Raw genomic sequence first — 25971 nt, forward strand, 5'->3', positions numbered from 1 at the left:
ATATAGGGTTATACTGTAACCTAAAATGTATTCATTGCAATGTCTCATCGTCCCCCACTAGGAAGGAAAAGCTCACTATTACCGAGCTTGAGCTTTTTTTACAAAGTAATACGCGCAAATTCAGATAATAAGTGCACCACTCATGGTTAATGGGTCACAGACGATCAACTGCCTGTAGGTGGTATTCTAAAGTCGCCAAACAATTAGAGTATTACCATGAGTTACAAGCAGTTGACCGAGGGTCAACGATACCAGATTGACGCCTATCTGCGCGAGGGGTTCAGTTACCGTGCAATCGCACAACGGTTAGGAGTAAGCCACAGCACCATTAGCCGTGAGGTGCGCAGAAACCGCCTCAGGGGCAGTCATTATATGCCTGAGTTTGCCCATGCATACGCGTTAAAGCGACGTTGCCAGGCAGCCAAGAAGCGTATCTCTGCGGCTACCATCACGCTCGTCGAGTTTGGCCTCTCACAGAAGTGGAGTCCTGAGCAGATTGCAGGTGTTGGTAAACAAATTGGTCAGGACGTCAGCCACGAGTGGATTTACGTGCACGTACAGCGAGATAAGTTACGTGGCGGGCAGCTATATAAGCAGCTACGCCATGGGCGCAAAAAGTACCGCAAAGGTAGCCGAGTTAAGCGCGTCATCATCCCTAACCGGGTTGGCATTGAGTATCGGCCGATAGTCGTAGCTCAGAAGAAACGCTTTGGTGACTGGGAAGTGGACACAGTGCTCGGTAAGCAGGGAACCGGTGCGATAGTCAGCGTGGTATAGCGCACAAGTAAGCTGTTCCTAGTGCGTAAAGCCGCCGCTAAAAGCGCCGAAGACGTCAGCAAAACCATGATTGGTATGTTGTGGCGATACCGCCGCCATGTGCACACCATCACCGCCGATAATGGTGCTGAATTCTGAGACCATGAGCGGGTAGCTAAGCAATTGAAAACAGATATCTATTTCGCCAATCCCTACTCATCTTGGGAGCGCGGATTGAACGAGAACTTCAACGGTTTGCTCCGTCAGTACATCGGTAAAGGCACGGATTTGCGAACGGTCTCCAACCAGCAACTGGCCGAAATAGAGAGAGCAATTAACCTGAGGCCTAGGAAATGCCTCGGGTTCAGACATCCTGCAGTGGTGTTCGAAGAGTTACGACAGGCCGCCTAAATGAGAGTGGTGCACTTCGAAGTTGAATTCGCGCGTTCCCAAATCTTGAAGAAGTTAACATAACTGGAGGGGAACCACTTTTGCACAAGCAGTTTAAAGACTTCGTGAAAGTTATTAGAAGTAAACTTCCTAGCATTCAAATATCAGTATCAAGTAATGGAACTATATACAAAAGAAAACTATCTAGTTTCATGTTAGATAGCATCCAGTCCATCAATATAAGTGTGGATGGACTTCAAAAAGAGCATGAAATTTATAGAGGCTCAGTTTAACTTACAAAAAGACCATAAACAACATCTACAAATATGTTGAAGATGGACATAGAGTTTTGATAAACACAGTAATCAGCGAATTAAACAAGCCTACACTCGCAAAAATGAAGGGTGAGCTGGAAAAGATAGGAAATGGTATAAAAATTAAAGAGAATTATGTGGACTACAAGAGAAGTGCATGTGAAACATGCAAATTAACAAAAACCATCGCCATTTACCCTGAAAATAAAATTGTAAAATGTTACGCAGAGCTCGAGCCACATCCAATTAACGATGAAGAGAAAATTAGTTTTAAGAGTATCTAAAAATTTTGAGGTGACGCCCCCCATTCAAATGAAACCTATAAGCCTTCACATAAAGCATATATCGGACACAAACTAACTTTAATCTCGTTTATATCGCACGCACTAATAGTAAATTTATACCTAATTAACATCGCGAATTATAAAACTCTCCGTACAACCATAGGAAAATGCGAACCGTAGTAGATTCGCATTTCCTTGGTAAGGCTGTCACAATCTTAATTAACTCTGTCACAAACTTTATTTAACGTAGACAATACCCCTACTCGTCCCTGTACGTATCAATCGTAGGACAGCTACACACAAGGTTGCGGTCGCCGTATACGTCGTCGATACGAGTAACTGTTGGCCAGAACTTGTTGGCTTTCACAGCTTCACATGGGAATGCGGCATAGTCGCGTGCGTATGCGCGGTCCCACTCTGGGTCAAGTACGTCTTCGGCTGTGTGCGGTGCGAAGACTAACGGGTTGTTGTCTAGGGTCCACTGGCCGTTTTCGACTTTTGCAATCTCTTCACGGATGGCGATCATTGCGTCGATAAAGCGGTCTAGTTCTACTTTTGCTTCTGATTCAGTTGGCTCGATCATAAGTGTGCCCGCAACTGGGAACGACATAGTCGGCGCGTGGAAGCCATAGTCATTTAGACGTTTAGCGATGTCCATTTCTGAAATGCCAGAGGCTTCTTTAAGTGGACGTAAGTCAATGATACATTCGTGAGCAACGCGGTTGTTACGGCCGCGATACAAGATTGGGTAGTGTTGACTCAAACGCTCAGTAACATAGTTAGCGTTAAGGATTGCAACTTCTGTTGCTTGACGTAAGCCGTGTTTACCCATCATCGCAATATATGCCCAAGAAATCGGTAAAATACCTGCAGAGCCGTACGGTGCAGCAGATACCGCGCCGTTATCTAAGCCGACATTTTCGATTGCGTTGTCACCAAAGAACTCTACTTTTGTCACTTGGTGGTTTGGCAAGAACGGAGCTAAGTGAGACTTAACACCAATTGGGCCCATGCCTGGACCACCGCCACCGTGTGGAATACAGAATGTTTTGTGTAGGTTAAGGTGTGAAACGTCCGAGCCGATGAAACCAGGTGCAGTTAGACCAACCTGTGCGTTCATGTTGGCTCCGTCCATATAAACCTGACCGCCATTTTCGTGAACAATGTCACACACTTCGCGAATCGATTCTTCGTAAACACCGTGTGTTGACGGGTACGTAACCATGATGCACGACAAGGCGTCTTTGTGCTCTTCGGCTTTGGCACGAAGGTCTGCCATATCGATGTTACCTTCGGTGTCACAGTCAACCACAACTACTTTCATGCTTGCCATTTGCGCTGATGCAGGGTTAGTACCGTGCGCAGAGCTAGGGATCAGACAGATGTTACGGTGATGGTCGCCACGACTTTCGTGGTATTTGCGAATTGCTAGTAGACCTGCATATTCACCCTGTGCACCAGAGTTAGGCTGCATTGAGATGTTGTCATAACCTGTGATTTCGATGAGGTAGTCAGACAACTCACCGATCATTTTGCGGTAGCCTTGTGCTTGCGTCATCGGCGCAAATGGGTGCATGTTACCAAACTCAGGCCACGTCACTGGGATCATCTCAGCCGTAGCATTTAGTTTCATGGTACAAGAGCCCAACGAGATCATTGAGTGGTTAAGCGATAAATCTTTGCCTTCCAACTTGCGAATATAACGCAACATTTCAGTTTCTGACTGGTATGAGTTAAATACTTCGTGAGTCAGAATGTCTGTCTTACGCGTGTAAGCAGCTGGTAACGAATCAAAACCTTGTGCTTTTGCATCTAAGTCTTCAACAGTTAAACCATGACCTTCGCCTAGTACTAGGTCAAATAGTTCAATGATATCAGCGCGAGTGACCGCTTCGTTCATTGATACGCTTAATTTACCGTCTAAATCAGCGCGGAAGTTAACAAGCTTGTCAGCGGCTTTTGCCAAAATTGCATCTTTGCTGTCAGTCTTAAACGTCACAGTGTCAAACCAAGTGTCGTTAACTAACTCAACGCCTTTTTCTTTTAGGCCTAATGCAAAGATGTCAGCGAAACGGTTGATGCGTTGTGCGATGGCTTTAAGACCTTGTGGGCCGTGATAAACCGCATAGAACGACGCCATGTTAGCTAGTAACACCTGAGCCGTACAAATATTTGAGTTGGCTTTTTCGCGGCGGATGTGTTGCTCACGAGTCTGCATTGCCATACGAAGTGCTTTGTTACCGCGACGGTCTTTAGAAACACCGATAATACGACCAGGTAGTGAACGCTTAAACTTATCAGTTGTTGCAAAGAATGCAGCGTGTGGACCACCGTAACCCATAGGTACACCAAAACGCTGTGCTGAGCCAAGTACTACGTCTGCACCAAATTTAGCTGGGCCTTCTAATAACACCAAACTCATGATGTCAGCCGCGACAATAGCGATGGCCTTTTTCTCATGAACTTGTTCTACCAACGGTTGAATGTCATTTACTTGACCTTCATGACCCGTGAACTGGAACAAGGCACCAAATATATCGTGTTGACCTACGTTTTCTGCTTTATCAACAACAACTTCAAAACCGAATAACTCAGCGCGAGTCTTAACTACGTCTACTGTTTGTGGGAATACGTCGTCAGCAATAAAGAAGGTGTTAGCTTTTTTAGCTTTTGAAACACGCTTTGCTAGTGCCATCGCTTCTGCTGCTGCAGTCGCTTCGTCTAATAACGAGGCACTTGCTAAGTCAAGACCAGTAAGGTCAATCGTCAACTGTTGGAAGTTAAGCAGTGATTCTAATCGGCCCTGAGCAATCTCTGGCTGGTATGGCGTGTACGCCGTGTACCAACCTGGATTTTCCAATACGTTACGCAAAATAACGTTAGGAACAGAAACTGGGTGATAACCTAAACCAATGTATGACTTAGCGACTTGGTTTTCGCTGGCCACTGATTTTAAGTACGCAAGGGTTTGTTCTTCCGTTTGCGCGTCATTGATGTTTAAGTCGCTTTCTAAACGGATTTTACCTGGAACCGTTTGGTCGATAAGTTCTTCAACTGAGCTTACGCCAAGGGTCTTACACATCTCTAGCTGTTCTTCTTGGCTAGGACCGATGTGGCGGCGAATAAAAATTTCGTTTTGCTCTAGTTGAGTTAGGCTCGATTTTTCTGACATGGCTAACAGACTTCCTACAGTTTAAATAGACAAAACCTCGCAGAGGCTAACCTGCGAGGCTTCTAAGATGTTCGACTTAGTCTTCGTCGATAGATTCCGCGTAACCTTCCGCGTCTAACAAGTCGTCCAATTCTGACTCGTCTTCAATTTTAAGCTTGAATAACCAACCGTCACCGTATGGGTCAGAGTTTACGTTTTCAGGCGCGTCTTCTAAGTCTTCGTTAACTTCAACAACTTCACCGGCTACAGGCGCGTAAATGTCAGAAGCGGCTTTTACAGATTCCGCTACGGCACAGTCGTCACCCGCTGCAAACGCATCGCCTACGTCTGGAAGGTCTACAAATACCATGTCGCCAAGAAGTTCTTGAGCGTGCTCGGTAATACCTACCACTACGATGCCGCCTTCTTCTTTACGCACCCACTCGTGCGAAGAAGCATATTTTAAGTCCGATGGAATATTGCTCATGTTAAGTTCCTTAAGGGATCTTTCTTTATTAATGTTATATGTTGGTGTATCCGTTCGATGAACGGGGTGATTGTCTGTTTAGCCACTCAAAAAGATAATGGCAGTTTAGACAGGGGTCAACCCAGCTCACCAAAAAATCAATATCTACGCGATTACAGTACCGACTTACCGTTGCGAACAAAGCCTGCTTTAACGACTTTTACTTCGACTAGCTTCTTGCGCATTTCGACTTGCACTGTGCTGCCAAGCTCTACACCACCTGGCACACGAGCCATCGCCACTGAAAAACCAAGGGTCGGAGAGAAAGTACCCGAAGTGATTACGCCTTCGCCTGCGTCTGTGATCACTTTAAGGCCGCCGCGTAAAACGCCTTTTTGTTCCATTACAAGGCCAACTAACTTGTCTGTGCCCTGCTCTTTTAATTTAGTTAATGCGTTACGACCAATAAAATCACGGTCTTCTGGCTGCCAAGAAATCGTCCAGCCCATATTTGCAGCAAGAGGAGAAACAGTCTCGTCCATATCCGAACCGTACAAGTTCATACCCGCTTCTAAACGCAAGGTATCACGTGCACCAAGGCCAGCTGGCTTAACACCCGCATCTACTAGTGCTTGCCAAAAATCAGCGGCTTGCTCAGGAGGAAGAATGATCTCGTAACCGGCTTCACCTGTGTAACCTGTTGTTGCAATAAATAAGTCGCCCGCTTGAACACCATAAAACGGCTTCATGCCTTCTACTGCTTTTTGTTGTTCAGCTGAAATAACCTTTGCGACTTTTTCTTTAGCATTTGGACCTTGTACCGCAATCATCGCGTAATCAGGCTGTTCTGTAACTGTTACGTCAAACGCTGCAGATTGCTTAGTGATCCAAGCTAGGTCTTTTTCACGCGTTGCAGAGTTAACAACCAAACGGTAAAACTCTTCGTTGAAGTGATAAACGATAAGATCATCAATCACCCCACCTTCTTCATTTAGCATACCTGTGTACAGGGCTTTGCCTTCTTCTTGAAGTTTGGCAACGTCGTTCGTGACTAATTTGCGAAGGAATGCTTTGGCATCGGTACCTTTGATATCAACGATGGTCATGTGTGAAACATCAAACATACCCGCGTCTTGACGAACCGCGTGATGCTCTTCGATTTGAGAGCCATAGTTGATTGGCATTTCCCAACCGTGGAAGTCAACCATCTTAGCGCCGGCTTCGATGTGCTTATCAAAAAGAACCGTTCTGTTGCTCATAGCATTACCTTTTTAGTAATTGTTCGCTTATTGGTGCGATTATCGTTTGGATCGTGCAATTTTTAGCCTGGACCCAAAATAAGTGGCCGTGAGTATATCGCAAAGAATGGCATATCTCTACGCCATAACGATTAGTAATTCTAATATCAAAAAGCACCAAATTTGTGCGAGTCAGGCTGGAAAGAGCCTTGATTAAAAGAGTAATTTTAACCAAGGCCAGTGATTAGATTATCTTAGAGGATCTACTGGTTTGGCTAGAGTTGGTAGCTCACCTTGCATACCAACGGCTTGCTCGGTAATTCGGCGTTTAATTGGGCCTGCTTTATCGGTTAATTTGAGTCCGACACCACGGATTAATTTTTTTATAGGATGATTACCGTCAAACAAATTCTTTAATCCAGCCATTGCCACAATATAGGTTTGTGCCTCAGCTTTGCGCCAGCGCTCAAAATGGCGTAGTCCTTTTTGTAATTTTGCTGGATTTTGCAAGTCAGTTAGGTCGATACAATCGACTATACTCGCGGCATCCATTAAGCCCAAATTCATCCCCAGTCCGGCAAGTGGGTGGATGGTATGAGCTGCATCGCCCATAAATAAAACTCGTTGTTCGAGCCATGTTTGCGCGTATCGCATAGTAAGTGGAAATTTAATACGATCTGTCGTCAACTCTAGTGGTCCCAAAACACTGTCACTCGCTGCAGTAAGCGCCTTATTAAAGTCACTGTCGGACATTGCCATCAATTGCTCTGCGTGTTGTGGTTCGGTAGACCAGACAATGCTGCAAATAGACCCCGGCTCTCTATTTGGAGTTACCGATGCTGTCTTTGATGAAGAGTGATACATAGGGAGTAATGCCAACGGCCCATTTGGCAAAAATACCTGTCGAGCACACTGCCCATGAGGTTCTGTCGTTTTGATGTTAGCCACGATGGCGTGATGATCATAATCAGAAAACGTAGTAGGAATTCGCAGTTGTTGCTTAACCCAAGAATTTGCACCATCTGCAGCAATACATAACTTTGCGATAACCGGCTGACCATTGTTTAGGGTCAACAGCACTTGTTCGTCGTCATTGTGAATGGAAGTCACGCCAGTTTCGAGCAGTAAAGTAATGTTGTCTTGTTGCTGTGCTGCTTTTAAAAGACCATTTCGAATATTGTGGTTTTCGATAATATGGCCAAGGTGACCAACGGATTGTTGCGCGTTTAGGTCATTAGCATCAAAAGTAATGTCGGCAAAACTCTCTTTTTCCCATACGTGCATGGTGTCATAAGCCAAACAACGAGATAGGTCCATGTGCTGCCATGCATCGAGTTGAGTTAATACCTGTTGACTCGCCAACGAAATCGCACTGACGCGAGACTGCGGTTGTTCTAATGGCTGAACTCCTGAGGCTTGGTCAATAACAGTGACTTTAAAGTCGTTTTTGGCTAATGCCAAAGCTGCAGTCAGGCCAACGCTTCCGCCGCCAATGATAACTACATCGGTATTAATCATCCGTTTACTCTTTCTTTGATCTTTTGTGAACTGCTATTGAGCGGGCGGTTTAATTCTTTACCTAAATTAAACTGTTTGTGACTGCCCATAAAGTGTAGTGCCAACCACTGCTGTAAAAAGTCTGATGCTTGTAGTGCCATTAAGCTGGTCGTTCGTGCAAATGCCGCAGTGCGACCTGGCAAACCAAACATACGGACCAAAAAGTCAGTAAACGTGACGATTCTATCTATGTCTTCAATGCGGTTTTGTTCGTAATGGCGCAGTATTGATTCTATTTTATTGTCTTCGTTACTTTCGCTAAGGTTAGCTTTTAAAGCAAACACCAACACACCAATATCTCGAACCCCAAGGTTAAAACCCTGGCCTGCAATCGGGTGTACTGTGTGTGCTGTATTTCCTAACAATACTGTATTTGCGGCAGTTAAACGTTCCACTCTTGTCATTGATAAGGGATAACATGCGCGTTTAGAGACTTGGTTGATGTGACCTGCGGCTAAACCAAACTCGTTTTGTAAACGCTGACAAAAGGCTTCGTCAGACAAGCCTTGCACTTCTTTGGCTTGCTCAGGGGTTTGAGTCCAAACGACGTTATATTCTTGCTCACCAATGGGTAAAAAAGCGATTGGGCCATTTAAAGTAAAACGCTCAAATGCCACGTTATTTGGCTGATCAAATTGGCTTTGTAGCTTTTTGGTCCCGCCTTTGACTTTTACATTGGCGATCACAGCCGATTGCTGGTAATCGCTGGTTGTACTGCTAATGTTTAACAAGTCTCGGGTGTTTGATTGGCCGCCTTCGGCAACAACTAACAACTGTGTTGTTAGCTGTTGACCCGAGGTTAAGGTCAATAACGTATTGTTGTTACTAAGCTTGTCAATTTTATCTGGACAAAACCAGTTAATCTCTAGGTCCACTGCGACCTGTTTTAATGCCAAACCCAAGTTGTGCATTGAAGCGACCTGGCCCATGGCGTGTAGCCCATAATCTGCTGCTCGCATTATGGTTTTACCGATATGGCCACGATCCGATGTCACTATGGACTGAATGGGCCAACCGTTCGCTTTTAACTTTGACCAAATATTCCAATGGTTTAAAAGCATTAGTGAACCGTAAGACAATGCGAGACAACGCTGGTCAAAGTTGGATTGAATGGCTGACCCTAAATTGCCTTTTTGAGGCTTGGCGTCTTGAAATGGCTCGACAACAGCAACGGACAAATGTGGGCATTCTGTTTTGATCCCAATCGCAGTTAACAGCCCCGTTGGACCGCCACCAGACACAACGACATCAAAACATGCCATGTTAGTTTGGCTTTCGCATTGGTCTTGCACTTTATCACTAGTAACGTCAGCGCTGCCCGTCAAACCCACCGCTTTATCCTCTGTTTTACTTTTATCTTGTGTCTTGTTGACGCGTCAACTCACTAACGCATCAGAGCTTCAATTTCTTCAATGGTTTTTGGTACGTCTGCTGTAAGATTTTCGTAGCCATTATCGGTGATCAAAATATTGTCTTCGATACGAACGCCAATGCCATGCCACTTAGGATCGCAGTCGGCTTCGCTGTCGATATATATACCAGGCTCAACCGTAAAGATCATTCCTGGTTGTAATCCGCGTTGCGCACCGGCTTGGTTGTAATCACCCACATCGTGGACGTCAAGGCCTAACCAATGTGCTAAGCCGTGCATATAAAACGCACGGTGTGCGTTGTTCGCAATAAGATCATCAATTTGTTCTGGTGTCACTCCGTTTTGCGACTCTGGCGTCTTGATGATCCCAAGTCTCACCAAGCCTTCGGTGATTTTACGAATAGATATGTCAGTTAATGACTTTAGCGATGCGTCTGGAGAAATCGCCTCTAGTACAGCAAGTTGTGCGTCTAATACTACTTCGTAAATTACCTTTTGTTCTTCACTGTATTTGCCGTTTACTGGCCACGTTCGGGTGATGTCTGCTGCATAACCTTGTAGTTCACAACCAGAGTCAATTAATACCAAATCACCGCTTTTCACTTCATCTTGGTTTTCGGTGTAGTGAAGAATACAGGCGTTTTCGCCACCACCGACAATAGTACCGTATGCAGGATAACGTGCGCCATTCATCGCAAAGTGATGATGAATTTCGGCTTCGAGTTGATATTCAAATACGGGCTCGCCTTTTTGGCTTTGTTGTGCAGCAAACTTCATTGCTCGAGCGTGTGCTTCGGCACTTATTTTGCCGGCTTGGCGCATCACTTCGATTTCGGCGTCAGATTTAAACAAGCGCATATTGTGAACAATTGGGCGAACATCCAATAACTCTGTTGGTGCCGACCAGCCCTTTTTAGGACCCATTCGCAAAGTTTGTAGGGTTTTAAACACCAACTCATCAGCATAATCATATTCACCTTGTCCGAAGTACAAGGTCGCTTTGTTGTTAATTGCCGTTTGTAAGGTTTGCTCTAACTCAGTTTCGTCTGCCGTTTGGTCAAACATAAACTCAGTTTTGGCCTTGTCTTTGCCAATACGACGGCCCTGCCAAATTTCGGCCGTTTTGTCTTTTACTCGACACACTAAGGTAGTGATGCTCGCTTGTTCAGCACCCACTGCCGAGTCACTCAACTTCTCGATGATTAAATAAGCATTAGGCTCTGGAAAACCAGTTAAATAGAAAAAATCACTGTCTTGGCGAAAAGGAAACTCAGTATCACGACTGCGGGTTAACTCTCTTGATGCAGGAAAAACAGCGACACTGTTTGGCTTCATTTGTTCTAAAAGCTTTTCTCTGCGAGCGACAAACTCAGTCATAGGAATAGTCAGTTTCATTTTCACCTCTTGTTTAATTGGTCATATTAGCCATGTTCAAAACGCCCCTAGAGATCACTACGGTCGTTTGGTACTTCTCAATCAATCGATTTTAGTGAAGTGTTTTGTTCGATTCGGTTGCAGTTTGGGTCTTTTTGCCAAACTCTTGGTAACACAAAATGGCCGACACACGTACAAACTCAACGACTTCATAAAAGTCCGCTTGGTTTTCGTTGTTGTCTTCCATCTCCGGTTCCATGCGAGTAATACTCGTCATATCTTCGATGATCTCGCGAACATCATTACTCGCCATTTTTAAATCACGCTTGTTTAAACCAAAACCAACCAAGAAGTATTGAACCCAGTTGATCAACTCTTGTGCTTGGTCACTGAGGCTTTCGTCTTCATCAATCAATAGTAACTCAAAGCCAAATTCATCGGATTCTAGCTTTGAGAATATCTCGTCAACTAACTTGGTCGATGCTGATTTCAGCGACCCTTTAATGGTTAAACCATTGTTAAACAACTCTTCCATGTGATTTAAAAAATCATTTGAACCGCGAAACATACCACCAGCAACTAAGCCGGTTAACAAACCATGTAGTTCACTAGCGGTTGAGGTAAAGTCGTGTTCGTTTAGCACTTGCATCAATTCTTGGTGGGTCATAAAAAGCTCGGCAAATTGTATTTTACGTCAGTGTAATAGAAGTTAGATAAAATCAGAAGTGTTGCGGTCGTTTTGACCAAGGGTATCGGTGTAAAAGTCTAATTTTTCTGCAGTTCGTAAAATTTCTGGGCAAACGACCGATCTAATTTGGGTTTATCGTTGTACTGTCTGACAAAGCTGTTATATTTCGCAGCGAATTAGATAGTTAGCGATCGATACCCAGATATTATTGGAGTTCAACCGCACTGTGGACTATCTTTTAAAGTCGTATGCAATGGTTACCTGGGGTGTTTGACAGAGAACTTATATCCCTGAGCCGATACTATTTTGTAAGGATTCCATCCTTCCTACTATTGCGCAGGCTCGGCTTGCCTTATGGCACGAATCGAGAAGCCTACGGTGGGAATATGGCATCCGCCTTGAACACGTCGGTTGTTCAAGGGTTCGGTTTTCATCGGCACTCTGGGAACCACCACGCGAAACGACTTCACTCCTGACTTTTACAGCTTATATCTTTAGGAAAAACTAAGTCCGCCCAAACCAAACGGTGATCGGATGATGCCGACCTACCCTTGACCAATCTTGCTTGATCGCTGTTAGAACTTGGCCAATACACGCCACTGTTGGCAACGTCTAAATTGGCTGAAGGCAATACATAATCCGCTCTCATGCCCCAGCCGGCCGTATGTGTCGCCGCAAAGTCACTGTTGTTGCGAGTTTTAGGTTTGTTTTCTAATCCACCAACTGACAAAGGGGCCGGGTAATTGTTAATTTTTGGATGCGACAAAAGTTGCTCCATAGCACCTGGATAAGCGTCACCTTCTACTGCACTGGCGTTTAAATCACCGACGATGACAAACTTCGCATCAGCTGAGCTCATTCCCCCTTTTTTGCCTTTATCATCAAAATGATAGCTGTCAGGTTTGGCGTTTATGTAATCTTTCCAAAATCGAAGCTCATCATGATTACGGCGACCATTGCGATCTTCTTTACCGTCAAACACTGGCGGTGTTGGATGGCTAGCTAATACATGCAACGTAGTATCACAAATTTTAACAGGTACATCCCAATGTGACTTTGACGAGAGTCTCATTATTTCAACTTCATTTGGGCGATACCAAGAAGTTCCATCTGTCTCAACGGGCATCAAGTTATTTGGCATGTCTTTCCACAAAAACGTCTGAAACGTACGCGTGTTTTCTGTATCAATTGGAAACTTTGACAACAGGACCATGCCGTACTGGCCAGGGTATTTACCAAAACCATAATGGCTCAGACGTACCTTTTGACTCTGGTTTGGCTGCTCACCAAGCCCCGTTTTAACACCCGTATTGACGGGTGTTAAGTAAACATGAGGATATTGGATTGGCGTTTGGCCATTTTGCGATACACCTAAGTAATCCTTTTGAAACAAGTTAATGCCCAAATCAGGATCGCTAATGTAATCAAATTCATTTAATAAAATGACATCGGGCTGCACACGCTGAATGATCTCGGCAATGTTTTTGATTTGAGGATGTTGCCCAGATTGTAAGGCTGCAACTAATGCAGCCGCAGGCTCCCTACTAGTCACTTTTTGATTATCACTCTTGTAATTATCTGCCTCCATACTGACATTAAAAGTCGCAACACGTACCTGGTTAGCTGCAGATTTTGGTGTAACGTCGGTCATTCTCGTCTGTTCCTCAGCACTTGCAACAGAACTGCCACCTAGCCCCAACAGCAGCCCAATTGTGATCATCTTTAGTCGTTTTGAATTTAATTGCATCATTATTCGTTCCGTGACTGTATTTTGTCCTAAAAGTCTAACTTAATTTTGTTGGGACAGTCTGTTTTTATTGTCTTTTTTGTTTACATTTTTATTTAGATTATTGTGGAGTATCTGACGGAACAGCTCGCCGTTAGAGACTCCTCCATAACAACTTGAAGGTTGCCAATACTGTGCACCTACCTTTTCGCCGGTCGAATGACTCGCCTCAAAAAAGTTGCTCTTCAGTAAAAAGCACTGGCCGTTTACGCTGACGATCTTTTCTTTGTGAAAAGGCGTCTCGAATTCTTCGATATTATCGAGCGCCGCGCTATCCGGGGTTGGCTTGTGTTGCAATTGTCGCTTTCTATTATTTGAGCGCTGAGATGATGATGAAATAGGTGCAGGTGAGCCAAAACGATATTCTCGAGCGGCATCAGTGGCCATTTGTTCCAAGGCGTTGTTGTTGAGTTGCTGTAAATAGGCTTCGACAGGAGTTGTCTTAGTTTGACTCGAATGTTCTGTGAGTGAAGGCTCTGCGGGTAAAACTTCTGTCGGCTCAAGCTGCTGAAGTGATTGTTCTGAAGGTTGTGTAAGTGGCTTTTCTAATGACTTTTCTACGTCTGACGACGGTTTGGGCTCTGGTTTGGGCTCTGCTTTTAATTCTGGCTGTGTAGTTTGCCCTGACGCTACAACCGGCATTATTTTTGGTTGTTCTGTTGTGACTTTTGGCAGCTCCTGAATCAAATAGCTTTGAATAATCGGTTTGCTATCACGTTTATTTTCAAAACTAGCCTGACTTGATGCCATGACATAGACAACAACAAGATGGATCACTAATGAAACCAGAACAAACGGAACATACCGCCATACACCTCTTTTATGCACATTGGGCTTTACTGCCTCTGTGTCAGTGAGGTCAGTATTATTGATTTCCGTATCTGATAAAAAAGGCTCTATTTTCATAGAGCCTTCTGACTGATGCTTAAAACAAAAGTTCCAAAAGCAAAGTGATTAACCTGTATTTCGCATGCCTATTGCTATGCCACCAATGGTTACCATCATAGCCTGCTCAAGGTCAGAACTTATCGGTAATTCCTCATCATTCGCTCTAATTCGGCTTAATAACTCGATTTGCAAATAATGTAATGGTTCTAAATATGCGGACCTTATTTGCATCGACTCTTTACCCTTAGGATCGCTTTCCATAACCTCTTCTTGCTTCAATAAGGTTAACAACAAACTCATACTGTCCTTTAATTGAGCACGTAAAGTCTCACCAATTGGCAGTAGATCATCAGGAACCAAACGTTTATCAAATGCCGCGCTAATGTCACTGTTCGCTTTGCTAAATACCATGTCGAGCATTAACAATCGAGATTTAAAGAACGGCCACTCATCAAGCATTTCGTTAATGGTATCGAGTCCTAGTGATTGGCCTTCTGGGTTTTTCGTTTCGTCGATATAGTCTTGTACTGCTGGCATAACACCTAACCAGGATGGCAATACCAATCGGGTTTGTGCCCATGCAAAAATCCAAGGTATAGCACGTAAACTCTCAACCCCGCCCTGTGGTTTGCGCTTAGCCGGTCGACTACCTAGCGGTAATTTACCAAGCTCTTGTTCTGGCGTAGCGGTTCGGAAGTAAGGCACAAAATTAGGATCGTGACGGACAAACCCTCGATAATTGTCTCTGGCCTTTGCTGCCATAGCAGTCATTGCATCACGCCAGCTTTGTTTTGGTTTAGGTGACGGCAGCAACATCGATTCTAAAATAGCACTAGCGTATAAAGTCAGACTTTGATTAGCTAAATGAGAATTACCAAATTTGTAGCGAATGGTTTCACCTTGCTCTGTGATCCTAAAACCACCGGTCAACGAACCCGGAGGTTGTGAGCGAATAGCTTCATACGCCGGTAAACCACCGCGGCCAATCGTACCGCCTCGGCCGTGGAACAGGGTCAGACCAATATTGTTGCGTTCGCTAAGGGCAATCAGCTTTTCTTGCGCTTCGTATTGAGCCCAACCAGCCGCTAATGCACCTGCATCTTTTGCTGAGTCTGAATAACCAATCATGACATACTGCTTGGCTTTGTTGTTAGCATTCGCGTCGAGCTCGGTGTTGGCAAAGCTGGTTTCAGCAGATAACTGCTGTTTGTACCAATCAATATCAAATAAAGCGGCCATAGTAGCTTCGGCACCATTTAAGTCATCGAGCGTCTCAAACAGCGGTGCTACCGGCATTGGCCAATCAACACCTGCTTCACTTAACAGTAACTTCACTGCTAACACATCAGATGGATAAGTCGCCATAGAAATAATATAAATACCAAACGCATGCGCTTCGTTTTGTGCGATTGTTTTACAGGTATCTAGTACTTCCTGTACCTCTTCAGAGCATGGCCATTTGCTTGGAAATAAAGGACGCTTTGATTGTAACTCCTTGACCAAAAACGCTTGTTTTTCTTGTTCAGACCAAGCGTTGTAATCACCAATATCAAGATACTTAGTCACTTCTGCAATCGCATCTGCATGACGTTCAGAATCCTGACGTATATCTAGCTTTAATAAGTGAACACCAAAACAATAGGCTCGACGAATGGTATCGAGCAATCGATCATTGGCAATCGACGCCATGCCTGACGCAACTAAACTTCGGTAACAAACTAACAGTGGCTCGAGTAACTTTTCTTGACTGATCAAGATAGGTTGACGCTCTGGTGATACACCATCTTCTAGGTTTGTCGATGAAAGGTGCGTGTTTTCTTCGTTTAATTCAGCTAAGCACTCAGCCAAACTTGCTTGGCTTTCTAGTAGAGACTTGCGCAAAGGATTAAGCAATGCCCGGTAGGGTTCTTTTAAACCGCGCTCTTTTAAGTCGTATTCTTTGCTTGCATTACCTTTGTTGTCTTTGTTGTTTTGCTTGAGTTGTTGTTTTACAACTAATTCCTTCAACTCATCGGTACAGGCCGACATAGATAATTCGGCACAAAGTGTTTCTAAATCTTGAGCGAATAACTCTGCCGCTCTGTGCCTTGCGTACCAGAGAACTTCTTGAGTGACTTTTGCCGTCACAAAAGGATTACCGTCTCGGTCACCGCCCATCCAAGAATTAATTTGCACAGGCACTGAGTCAATCGGTAAACAAACATTAAAGTTTTTGTCTAGCTGGCGGTCCAGCTCTCGCATAAATTTAGGGACTGCGTGCCACAGGCTTTTTTCGATTACCGCTAAGCCCCACTTGGCCTCATCAACAGGAGTTGGACGGGCAGCTCGGATTTCATCCGTATGCCAAGCTTGTGCTATCAATACCGCAATGCGTTGACTAACTTGCTCGCGCTCAAATTCAGACAACTGACCGTGGTCAAGTTTTGCCAAACAAGCCGTTAGTTCACTGTATTTGTGAATAAAGGTTCGACGGATAACTTCCGTTGGGTGGGCGGTAAGTACTAAGTCAATATTGAGTTTATCAACCGCCTTTTTAACTTGTTCTGGAGCGATATTTTCGCCATTTAACTTAGTCGATAGCTCAGTTAGCACGTCTGTCATTACATGCGAACTATTAAATTCTTGTTCTGCAATGTTCGCTAAGTTTAAAAATTGACTAAAGGCTCGAGCGACAATCAACAAGCTGGACTCGTCGAGACTCGCTAATTTGTCCTGGAGTGCTTGAGTCGCCTTCGACTCTCCTTCTGCCGAGCTGCGTCCCGCTAGGCGAATTTCTTCAATTTGGGATAACCAGTCCTCACCGAGTTCGTTTGCGATGGTCTCACCTAAGGTGTTACCTAAATCACGAATTCGTTGTTGTAACGCTGGATCAGAAAACGTAGCCATTTTTGCTCCCTTTTATTGTTTTTTAAATCGTCTCGACTTGATTTGTTGCGACACGTTTGTGTGCATTATTCTTTATAGTTCAATTTGTTGTACGTTGCTTGTCATCAATAACAAAACATCGCATTGAACCAACCCAAACGTGAAATAAAATTACAAAACAAGGTAGAGTTATTAATCTAACCTATCAAGAAAAACCAACAATTTCGAGTTTTCGCCCAGACTTCGATGAATTAATAAACAAAAAATCATCATGAACTAGAACCTATGTAAGTAAATTACAGCAAACAACTCTCCTAGAGCGTACATATGACAGCGGGTTCAAGCTATCAACCTTGTTATTGCTCAATTAATGTAAGTGCGAATAACCAGACAATTCATTTGATTCGTCGATTTTTGTGCTGGACAGGTTCCAGTACCAATCTGAATTTGCTAGGTTATCGTAACCCAAATGGACGTGTTGTCTTTATCGAGGACGAACGCTTCCGTATTCCAACAATTAATAACAATAAACTAAATTAGGGAATGTATGAAAAAGTCACTATTAGCGGTCTCAGTACTAAGTGCGCTTGTCACACTTACAGGCTGTGAAAAATCGACCACTGCCCAAAACGCAGAACCAGTTGCTCAACAAGCTGAAGTTAAGGGTCAAGCTGAGCTTGGTAGCTTTGGTGTTGATTTATCTGCGCGTAACGAACAAGTAAAACCAGGCGACGACTTCTTTATGTATGCGTCAGGTACTTGGTACGACAATTTTGAAATGCCAGCAGACAAAACGCGCTACGGTGCTTTTGATAGTCTTCGCGAGCGCTCTGAAAAACAAGTTAAAGAAATCATTGATAGCTTAGCGACGGCCAAAGAACTTAACGCTGAAGAGCAAATGGTCGCTGACTTTTATGCGTCATACATGGACACAGAAACTCTAAACGCAAAAGGCATCAAGCCTATTCAACCAATTTTGGATAAAATTGCTGCGGTTGATTCAGTTACTTCACTAACAAAAGTATTTGGTAGCGCTTGGTTAGACAGCACAACAGCACCGATTTATGGCTATATGGGTTCTAACCGTGTAAACCCTGACGAATACCAAATGACTGTAGGCGTGGGTGGTTTAGGCTTACCTGACCGTTCTTACTACTTGGAAGAAAGCGATCGTTTTAAAGATATTCGTGACGCATACGTGAAGCACATCGCGCAAATGTTGTCTTTTGCCAATGTTGAAAATGCCGATCAAAAAGCACAAGCCATTCTTGAGTTAGAAACCAAGATTGCAGAAATTCAATGGCCTCGTGAAAAGCGCCGCAACCGTGATCTTACCCTTAACCAATTAGAGCGCGAAGACTTAAATAAAGAATACCCTGGCTTTGATTGGGACGTATTCATTGCTGAGTCAGGTTACAAAGTTCCACACTTGAACGTGTCACAACCTCAGCCAGTTAAAGATGCAATCGAAATCATCAACAACGAGCCGCTGAACGTTTGGAAAGACTATTTAACTTACCACGCAATTTCGAATAACTCAGGTGCCCTTTCTGAAGAGATTTATGCAGCTAACTTTGAGTTCTTTGGTAAAAAACTAAGCGGTCAGCAAGAACCTCGTCCACGCTGGAAGCGTGCAGTATCGGCTATGTCAGGTACTCAGTCTCTTGGTTTTGCCATTGGTAAAATCTACGTTGACCGTTACTTCCCTGAAAGCTCTAAAACTCAAATGGCAGAGCTTGTTGAAAACCTTCGTAAAGCATTGAGCGAACGCGTTGACAACCTTGACTGGATGGGCGAAGCGACCAAACAAGAAGCGCAAGCAAAACTTAAAGCGTTTAAGCCAAAGATCGGTTACCCAGATGTCTGGATCACATTTGACGGCCTTGAAATCGCCGAAAACGACCTAGTCGGTAACTTGCGCAATATTCGTCAGTTCTTCCGCGAAGACAGCATCGCTAACGAAATGAAGAAAACGGACCGCAACCGTTGGGGCATGACGCCACAAACGGTTAACGCTTACTACAACCCATCGTTTAACGAAATCGCCTTCCCTGCTGCGATTTTACAACCACCATTCTTCGATCCAAACGCAGATGCAGCGGTTAACTATGGTGCTATCGGTGCGGTTATCGGTCACGAAATGGGCCACGGCTTTGATGACCAAGGTTCTAAATCAGATGCAGAAGGTGTTCAGCGCAACTGGTGGACAGACCAAGACCGTGCAGCATTTGAAGCGAAAGCAGACATGCTTGCAGATCAATACAGCCAATACGAGCCACTACCGGGTAACTTTGTTAACGGTCGTAACAGCTTAGGTGAAAACATTGGTGACGTAGGTGGTCTAGCAATGGCTTACCACGCATACAAGCTAAGCCTAAACGGTAAAGAAGCACCAGTAATCGACGGTGTAACTGGCGATCAACGCTTCTTCCTAGCTTGGGCACAAGTATGGCGTGAAAAACGTACCGAACAAAGCATGCTTCAGCAGTTACGTGCCGGTACTCACGCACCAGGTCAGTTCCGTGCCCTTGCGCCGCGTAACCACGATGCTTGGTACAAAGCGTTTGATGTTAAACCAGGTGACGCATTGTACTTACCACCAGAACAACGCGTTCGAATTTGGTAATACGCTCTTAATTACATTTGTTAAGAACAACAAAAAAGGTCAGTTTTTAAAACTGACCTTTTTCTTTTTTACTGAGTTATTAACTAAGTTAGTTAAAATTAGTAACGATGATTACAGTTTAACCATCAACTTCCCTTTATTTTCTCCAGTAAAAAACATATTCAAACCTTCGACTGCCGAATCCAAACCATCTAGGACATGTGCGCGGTGTTTGATTTTACCCGACATAACATATGGCGTAAGAAGCTGGAGTAATTCAGGGATCTCACCAAAGTGGTCTGGCATGGTAAAACCTTCAATGCGAAGACGCTTTTTGATCACGTTTAACCAACTTGGGCCCGGCGCTGGCTCTGCTTTTGAATAATCAGCGATTAAACCACAGACAACGATGCGACCATGGGCATTCATTCTGCTAAAAATGTGATGCTGAATAGGACCACCTGTATTTTCAAAATAAACATCAATACCATCTGGTGCCAGTTCGTCCAGTTTGGCCTCTAAGGCGTCCGTTTTGTAATTTATCGCCGCATCAAATCCCAGCTCATTGACTATCCAATCTGCTTTTTCATCGGAGCCGACAACACCAATGACGCGCAGGCCTTCTGCTTTGGCTAGTTGACCCACAATTGAGCCCACTGAGCCCGCACCACCAGTCACTATTAGTGTTTCACCTGACTTTGGCTGACCTACTTTTAACAAGCCCTGTGTTGCAGTCAGCCCAGGTAATGCAAATACCGACAATACTTGCTCATCGCTAACTGGCGCTTCGATTTTGTTTAAGCCTTGGCCATTGCTGATAGCATATTGTTGCCAACCCATCATCCCCATTACACGGTCGCCAACTTTAAAGTTTGGGTTGTTGCTCTCGACTACTTCGCCAACACCAGAGCTACGCATAACGTCACCAAGCTCGACAGGAGGAATATAACTTTCGCGATCATCCGTCATCCAGCCAAACATTGCAGGGTCTAATGACATATGAGTTTGTTTGACTAAAAATTCATTGTCCTTCAACGCCGGAGTTTCGCTTTCTTTGCGTTCGAACATGTCGTGATTGATGGGACCACCCGATGGGCGTTTGATTAGATGAAGCGCAACATTTTTAGCCATAACCTTTCCTTTAATTGTTAATAAAACTAATTCAACCGATAAAAAAAATTAGCCTGTATACAACCGCCTTTTACTTGACGAAGAACCAACAAAACAATATAAATATGCAAAATTTATAAATACTTATTCACCCAGTCATTTTGAACAAATAAGCGCCATTCAACGGTTGTTTTTAATATAGCTTAGGCTGTTAGATATATTGGGCATTTATGAATATTCAACCTATTTTAATAATTTAATTAACAATTTCGTCGATTTACACGTTTTTAATACCGAGGAGCCACCTTCATGGATTCACAGTCCACTGCCCTGTTTAAGTTTTCTGCTTTATCTTTTGCTATTTATGCAGCGATGCACAGCGCGAGTAGTGTTGCCGAAGTTTCATCTGCACCACAAGCCGCAGTCGAAAAAGAGATTGAAACAATCGAGGTCACTGCAACTCGACGCACAGGCACAGCACAAGAAGTGCCAATGAATATCTCCGCTCTTGATGGCGATATCATGAAAACTCAAAACATTTTGTCACAAGAGGACGTGGCTCGTTGGGTTCCTGGTTTAACCATTTCTGACCAAGGTGGACGAGAAGACGCTGCAATTATCGTTCGTGGCTTAAACACCAATACTTCAGACCGTATCGCCGATGGCGGTACCGTTGCGACTTATATCGGCGAAATTGCCTTAAAGTCTGACATTAGATTGACTGATATTAAACGCGTAGAAGTGTTAATTGGCCCTCAGGGGACATTATACGGCGCAGGTACGTTAGGTGGTGCTATTCGATATATCCTAAATGACCCCGAATTAGATTACACCAGTGCAAGTCTGTCAGCGGATCTGTTTAGCCTAGCGCATAGCAGTGGCCTAGGTAATGAGCTCGGCGCAGTATTTAACACGCCAATCATTGACGATGAACTTGCCTTGCGCGTCAGTATCAACCGATATGACACCCCTGGATTTATTGATTACAACTACATTCTTCGCGAACCTGGTGTGTCTCAGGCTGACCCAAACTGGGACGACCCGAGTGCGGTTCAAGCCAATTTACGACAGGTAAGTGACGCCAACGATGAACAGGTGTTAACGTTTAGAGCAGCAGCAAAGTGGGCGCCTAATGATACTTTCAGTGCGACGCTTAACTACTTCTATCAAAATCAAAAAAATGGCGGTAACTCGACTGATAATTATCAATCTCTAAGCCAAGACAACCCTATTTCTGGACTCATTGGCCAATACCAAAATGCGTCCCGTTATGAAGAGCCAAATGAAAAAACCGACAAATTACTTAGCTTAGAAATGGAGTTGGATTTAGGGTTTGCCGATTTAGTTTCAGCAACAGGTTATGCTGAATACGAACAAGCTGGCCAACGTGACCAGACCGACTTGTTAATGCAGGACATTTGGTCTGGTTATGCCGATTACCCGGCATACACGGGCGACTCTGGCAGTTCAGAAACCATCAGTCAGGAGTTAAGATTAGTATCAAACGCTGATTCTGATTTTAATTGGATTGTTGGCTTGTACTACAACAAAGTTGAATCTCAAAATGACGACCGTGAGTACACGCCAGGTGCGACTCGAGACTGGTTTGATGGTGAGTACGTCAACATTGAGTACGACCTAGAGTACATTGCTAAGGGTTGGGCCGAAGACGAAGAGTCGGCCATTTTTGGTGAGCTAGGTTATCAGTTTACTGATTCATTAAGCATGGTCCTCGGTGCCCGTTTTTACGAATACGACGTAGCAACTTGGTCAGCGGCAACCGCACCGTTTTACGATGGTGAAATCGCGAGTACAGATGAACTTAATTACGAAGAGGTCAGTGCATCGGACAGCGGTAGCCTGTTTAAATTTAACCTTAGTTACCAAGCCAACAAACAGGTCTTGACCTACTTTACTATTAGCGAAGGATTTAGACTTGGTGGTGGTAATGGTCTTGTCGCTTGTACCAATCCATTGACGACACAAGTGTGCGCATTGCCAAACGAGATTGATTATAAGCCGGATACCACAACAAACACCGAACTGGGCATTAAAAGTAGCTGGATGAAAAACAAGTTACACCTCAATGCTGCCTTGTTTAGCGTTGATTGGGATGATGCACAAATTGGTGCCGCATCGGTTAATGGTGCAGAATTGATCACCCTTAATGCTGGTAAAGCAAATTCCACAGGTATCGAATTGTCAGGTCGTACGACCTTGATTCAAGACTGGACACTTTTTGCCAGTTATTCATACGCAAAGGCCGAACTTACCGAAGATGCGCCTTTCTTGTTTGGCGTTAAAGATGACGCTGGCACTGCCCTTCAAGACTTTTATGATGGTAAAGGTGGCGATCGCCTACCTGGCGCACCACAGCAACAGTTCTCATTAGGTGTTACTTATCAAACTGATGTGATGGACGATCTGCCATTATCGATTAATTATGGATTAACGGCGCAGGATGAAGTGATCACTAAAGTAGGCCTGCGTGCAGACGGTGAAACATTACCAGGTTATGCGCTAAGTAACCTCTCAGCGACCTTGATGTTAGATAGCTGGTCTGTGACCGCTTACGTTGATAACATGTTCAACAAGTATTCGTATACGTCAACTCGTCGTGATAAATCATGGGCAGGACAAGCCAAGTTCGAAAGTCAAAACAAAGACTTACCAGAGCTGGGCCGAGTGTATGGTCATTATGTAACCAAGCCAAGAACCATAGGGGTCAGAGTTAACTACGAATTTGACATGTAAACTCGTAGCACGGTCCTTTAAATAAAAAGGAAAAAGCAAAGGCAAAGGAAATGAGACTTTAGTGGACATTGAACACTTAAGCGCGCAGTGTCGAGCTGCGCTCCAACAACAGGACTTAAAAGGGGCTCATTATTGGGCCCTTTCGTTGATCCAGCAGAGCCCAAATAAGCCTATCGGTTATTTTTACATAGCCCAAATACCAATGCAGGCTCAACAATTTCACAAAGCCATACCCATCCTACAAAAAGCCCTCAGCTTGTGTAAACCAGACGAGGCGCTAGTTGGCTCCATTGTTGCGCGCCTAATGCAATGTTTTGGAATAACTGGCCAAGCCAAAGATGCCTTGGCGTTATTTAAACAAAGTGTTTTTTTACCCCATTCCAACAATACAGCGCAGTTGGAATGCCTCGATTTAGAAAAAATCGCGGTTACTTTAACTCGCTTTGAATGGCACGCACTTGCCCTGCCAATTTTTGAACGCTCAGTTAAAACACCGACCTTTTTGAATTTAACCTCAGAGCAACAAGCTAATCTTTATTGCAATGTCGCAGCGAGTTGTGCGTATCAAGGTACGATCTCAGATGCAATTAAATACTACCGAAAAGCTCTGAGTTGTGAGCCTAGGTTAGGAAAAGCTCATGCAGCCTTATCACGACTCAACCCTACTGGAGAGCAAAAGCGAGTCGCGCAATTACAAACGTTTCTTGAACCCCAACTTATCTCGCCATTGGGCGAACAAGACAATGACGCTTTGTACTGCGCTAATGCTTTATTTCACGAGTTAGAAAAACAGCAGGACTATGCACAAGCTGGTAATGTTCTTCACAAAGCGAACGCCATGTATCAAGAGGTGTTAGAATCCTCCAACAAAGCATTCTCTTTACAGGCTCATTGTAAATACATCGAGGTCATTCGAGAACTCGCCAGAGTAATAACAGAAAGTACGTCGCTGATTATCGACAACGACGCAAGTAAACCATCTGAGTTGTTTATAGTAGGTCTGCCGAGAAGTGGCTCTACGCTACTAGATTCAAAACTAACCCAACATCAGCAGATTGTTTCTTTGGGTGAGCGTGACGACATAGAACGTTTAATCTCGCCAATACTCAAGTCACAGAAGGCAATAGATAAGGAGTATTTTGACCAGCCATCACCTGAGTTAGTTCGACGGTTACAAAGCATTTTGGTCAACTACCAGGACTTAACGTCCGCACGTTTAGAAGGACTGGAACTTTGCGCTCATGCGCAGCACTCTCTAACCGAAGAGAATAAGCGCATAACCTATACCATTGATAAAATGCACCTCAACATTTGGTATACACCGCTGATTTTGGCGTTGTTCCCAAAAGCCAAAATCATAGCCGTTAAGAAAAACGACCGTGATTTAGCTTGGGGCAATTACAAATACTTATTTAACCCACAGGATAGTCGCTTTTTTTATTCCTACGACTTACAAAATATTCAGTCATACATAGATTGCTACCATCAACAAGTTGAATGGCTCAAAGCTCATTTTCCACAAAGAATTATAGAAGTTGAATACGAACAGTTCGTTGCCAATACAGAAGCTGAATTAACCAATGTTTATGCTTTTTTAGGGTTAAAAAATCGCATAAATTCAGCAAAAAAAAGTACTTCAACAGCAATCTATTCTGCACCTATATATTCTACGGCCAGCGCACAGCAAGTCAGAGAAGGTATTTCCGAAAAGTACGTTGGACAGTGGCAACGCTACAAATGGTTATTTAGTGATATAAAAGGCTTCAGACAATAAAAAAATCGTTTAATCCATACAGCGCATTCACATCGTTATTGGATTAAACGATTCTCTTAATACCTCGGTAGGATGCCAGAGGATTTGGTCACACTAACAAAGAGACAAGATTAACAATCTGTGTCTTTTGCATCTGCTTTTTCTTTCACTTCTTCACAGGCGTCTTCTACTGCATTACCTGCATCAGTCAATACTTCGTCCACTTTCTCACCCGCTTCTTCAGCCTCTCCATCACCACATGCTGTTAAAAACGAAGCAGAAAATACCAATGGTAACGTCATTAATAGTAGCTTAAATGTTTTCATTTGTTTCTCCTAAAATCCAAAAAGTTGTTGTTTGATTGTTTAATCTGTTGAAATAGAGCGCTTGCCTTACACGTTCGGCTTGCGACCCCTTGTCATGCCAATAACAACTGAGACAATTAATCCAATTAAAAACAAAAAGAATAAAAACTTCGCTATTCCCGTCGCAGCACCGGCGATACCACCAAAACCTAAAACACCGGCAACAATTGCAATCAATAAAAATGTTACTATCCAGCCTAACATAGAGACCTCCGTTTTAAGTTTAGTCCTTTAGTCTGTTGCTAAGCTTGTGCC

At 43.9% G+C, this 25971-nt stretch carries 17 protein-coding genes, 1 other RNA gene and 1 pseudogene; 6 read left to right on the forward strand and 13 right to left on the reverse strand.

Features of this window, described 5'->3' with window-relative positions:
• Positions 1-216 precede the first annotated feature (216 nt).
• Positions 217-1167: pseudogene (locus J1N51_RS03480) on the forward strand (IS30 family transposase).
• Positions 1168-1247: 80 nt separating this feature from the next.
• Positions 1248-1439: a hypothetical protein gene (locus J1N51_RS14835; protein WP_208832601.1), complete on the forward strand. Its 192-nt coding sequence runs from the start codon at positions 1248-1250 to the stop codon at positions 1437-1439.
• A 564-nt stretch (positions 1440-2003) separates the two neighbouring features.
• Here J1N51_RS14835 and gcvP read toward each other — a convergent pair.
• The 7 genes from gcvP to J1N51_RS03520 all read right to left on the reverse strand — a co-directional run bounded on the left by gcvP (position 2004) and on the right by J1N51_RS03520 (position 11569).
• Positions 2004-4916 carry an aminomethyl-transferring glycine dehydrogenase gene (gene gcvP / locus J1N51_RS03490; protein WP_208832602.1) on the reverse strand — a complete coding sequence of 971 codons (2913 nt, stop codon included), beginning with the start codon at positions 4914-4916 and terminating at the stop codon, positions 2004-2006.
• A gap of 76 nt (positions 4917-4992) precedes the next feature.
• Positions 4993-5382 (reverse strand): glycine cleavage system protein GcvH, encoded by a 390-nt coding sequence (gcvH, locus tag J1N51_RS03495; protein WP_208832603.1) that lies wholly within the window; start codon positions 5380-5382, stop codon positions 4993-4995.
• Between the two features lie 152 nt (positions 5383-5534).
• Positions 5535-6620 (reverse strand): glycine cleavage system aminomethyltransferase GcvT, encoded by a 1086-nt coding sequence (gene gcvT, locus J1N51_RS03500; protein WP_208832604.1) that lies wholly within the window; start codon positions 6618-6620, stop codon positions 5535-5537.
• A gap of 228 nt (positions 6621-6848) precedes the next feature.
• Positions 6849-8117: an FAD-dependent oxidoreductase gene (locus tag J1N51_RS03505; RefSeq protein WP_208832605.1), complete on the reverse strand. Its 1269-nt coding sequence runs from the start codon at positions 8115-8117 to the stop codon at positions 6849-6851.
• On the reverse strand, positions 8114-9487 hold the full coding sequence (locus tag J1N51_RS03510) for an FAD-dependent monooxygenase (RefSeq protein ID WP_208832606.1): 1374 nt from the start codon (positions 9485-9487) through the stop codon (positions 8114-8116). Before J1N51_RS03510 ends, J1N51_RS03505 begins: the two co-directional genes overlap by 4 nt.
• Before the next feature lie 53 nt (positions 9488-9540).
• Positions 9541-10923, reverse strand: coding sequence for a Xaa-Pro aminopeptidase (gene pepP / locus J1N51_RS03515; protein ID WP_232842851.1), 1383 nt, complete (start codon positions 10921-10923; stop codon positions 9541-9543).
• Positions 10924-11014: 91 nt separating this feature from the next.
• A complete protein-coding gene (locus J1N51_RS03520) occupies positions 11015-11569 on the reverse strand; it encodes a UPF0149 family protein (protein ID WP_208832607.1) in 555 nt (184 codons plus the stop codon).
• Positions 11570-11845: 276 nt separating this feature from the next.
• On the opposite strand from J1N51_RS03520, the gene ssrS reads away from it, so the two are divergent.
• Positions 11846-12042, forward strand: a non-coding RNA gene (gene ssrS, locus J1N51_RS03525) — 6S RNA.
• A gap of 14 nt (positions 12043-12056) precedes the next feature.
• Here the strand turns inward: ssrS and J1N51_RS03530 are convergent.
• The 3 genes from J1N51_RS03530 to ppc are packed head-to-tail and all read right to left on the reverse strand — an operon-like array spanning position 12057 to position 17150.
• Complete coding sequence (locus J1N51_RS03530; protein ID WP_232842885.1) at positions 12057-13337, reverse strand: endonuclease/exonuclease/phosphatase family protein; 1281 nt, start codon at positions 13335-13337, stop codon at positions 12057-12059.
• 42 nt (positions 13338-13379) lie between these two features.
• Entirely contained in the window at positions 13380-14282 is a 903-nt protein-coding gene (locus tag J1N51_RS03535) for a hypothetical protein (RefSeq protein ID WP_208832608.1), read from the reverse strand.
• Positions 14283-14330: 48 nt separating this feature from the next.
• Positions 14331-17150: a phosphoenolpyruvate carboxylase gene (ppc, locus tag J1N51_RS03540; protein WP_208832609.1), complete on the reverse strand. Its 2820-nt coding sequence runs from the start codon at positions 17148-17150 to the stop codon at positions 14331-14333.
• Positions 17151-17676: 526 nt separating this feature from the next.
• On the opposite strand from ppc, the gene J1N51_RS03545 reads away from it, so the two are divergent.
• Positions 17677-19755: a M13 family metallopeptidase gene (locus J1N51_RS03545; protein ID WP_208832610.1), complete on the forward strand. Its 2079-nt coding sequence runs from the start codon at positions 17677-17679 to the stop codon at positions 19753-19755.
• Between the two features lie 111 nt (positions 19756-19866).
• Here the strand turns inward: J1N51_RS03545 and J1N51_RS03550 are convergent, their stop codons facing one another.
• A complete protein-coding gene (locus J1N51_RS03550) occupies positions 19867-20865 on the reverse strand; it encodes an NADP-dependent oxidoreductase (protein WP_208832611.1) in 999 nt (332 codons plus the stop codon).
• Positions 20866-21153: 288 nt separating this feature from the next.
• Here J1N51_RS03550 and J1N51_RS03555 point away from each other — a divergent pair, with 288 nt between their 5' ends.
• Together J1N51_RS03555 and J1N51_RS03560 are read left to right on the forward strand one after the other, a co-directional pair.
• On the forward strand, positions 21154-23598 hold the full coding sequence (locus J1N51_RS03555; RefSeq protein WP_208832612.1) for a TonB-dependent receptor: 2445 nt from the start codon (positions 21154-21156) through the stop codon (positions 23596-23598).
• A 61-nt stretch (positions 23599-23659) separates the two neighbouring features.
• Positions 23660-25372, forward strand: coding sequence for a tetratricopeptide repeat-containing sulfotransferase family protein (locus J1N51_RS03560; protein ID WP_208832613.1), 1713 nt, complete (start codon positions 23660-23662; stop codon positions 25370-25372).
• 110 nt (positions 25373-25482) lie between these two features.
• Here J1N51_RS03560 and J1N51_RS03565 read toward each other — a convergent pair whose 3' ends face one another.
• Positions 25483-25677 (reverse strand): hypothetical protein, encoded by a 195-nt coding sequence (locus tag J1N51_RS03565; protein WP_208832614.1) that lies wholly within the window; start codon positions 25675-25677, stop codon positions 25483-25485.
• Between the two features lie 66 nt (positions 25678-25743).
• The gene (locus J1N51_RS03570; protein ID WP_208832615.1) at positions 25744-25920 is read right to left on the reverse strand and encodes a DUF1328 domain-containing protein; all 177 of its coding nucleotides are present in this window, start codon (positions 25918-25920) and stop codon (positions 25744-25746) included.
• Between the last annotated feature and the right edge of the window lie 51 nt (positions 25921-25971).

The sequence above is a fragment of the Psychrosphaera ytuae genome, from assembly GCF_017638545.1.
GTDB lineage: Bacteria > Pseudomonadota > Gammaproteobacteria > Enterobacterales > Alteromonadaceae > Psychrosphaera > Psychrosphaera ytuae.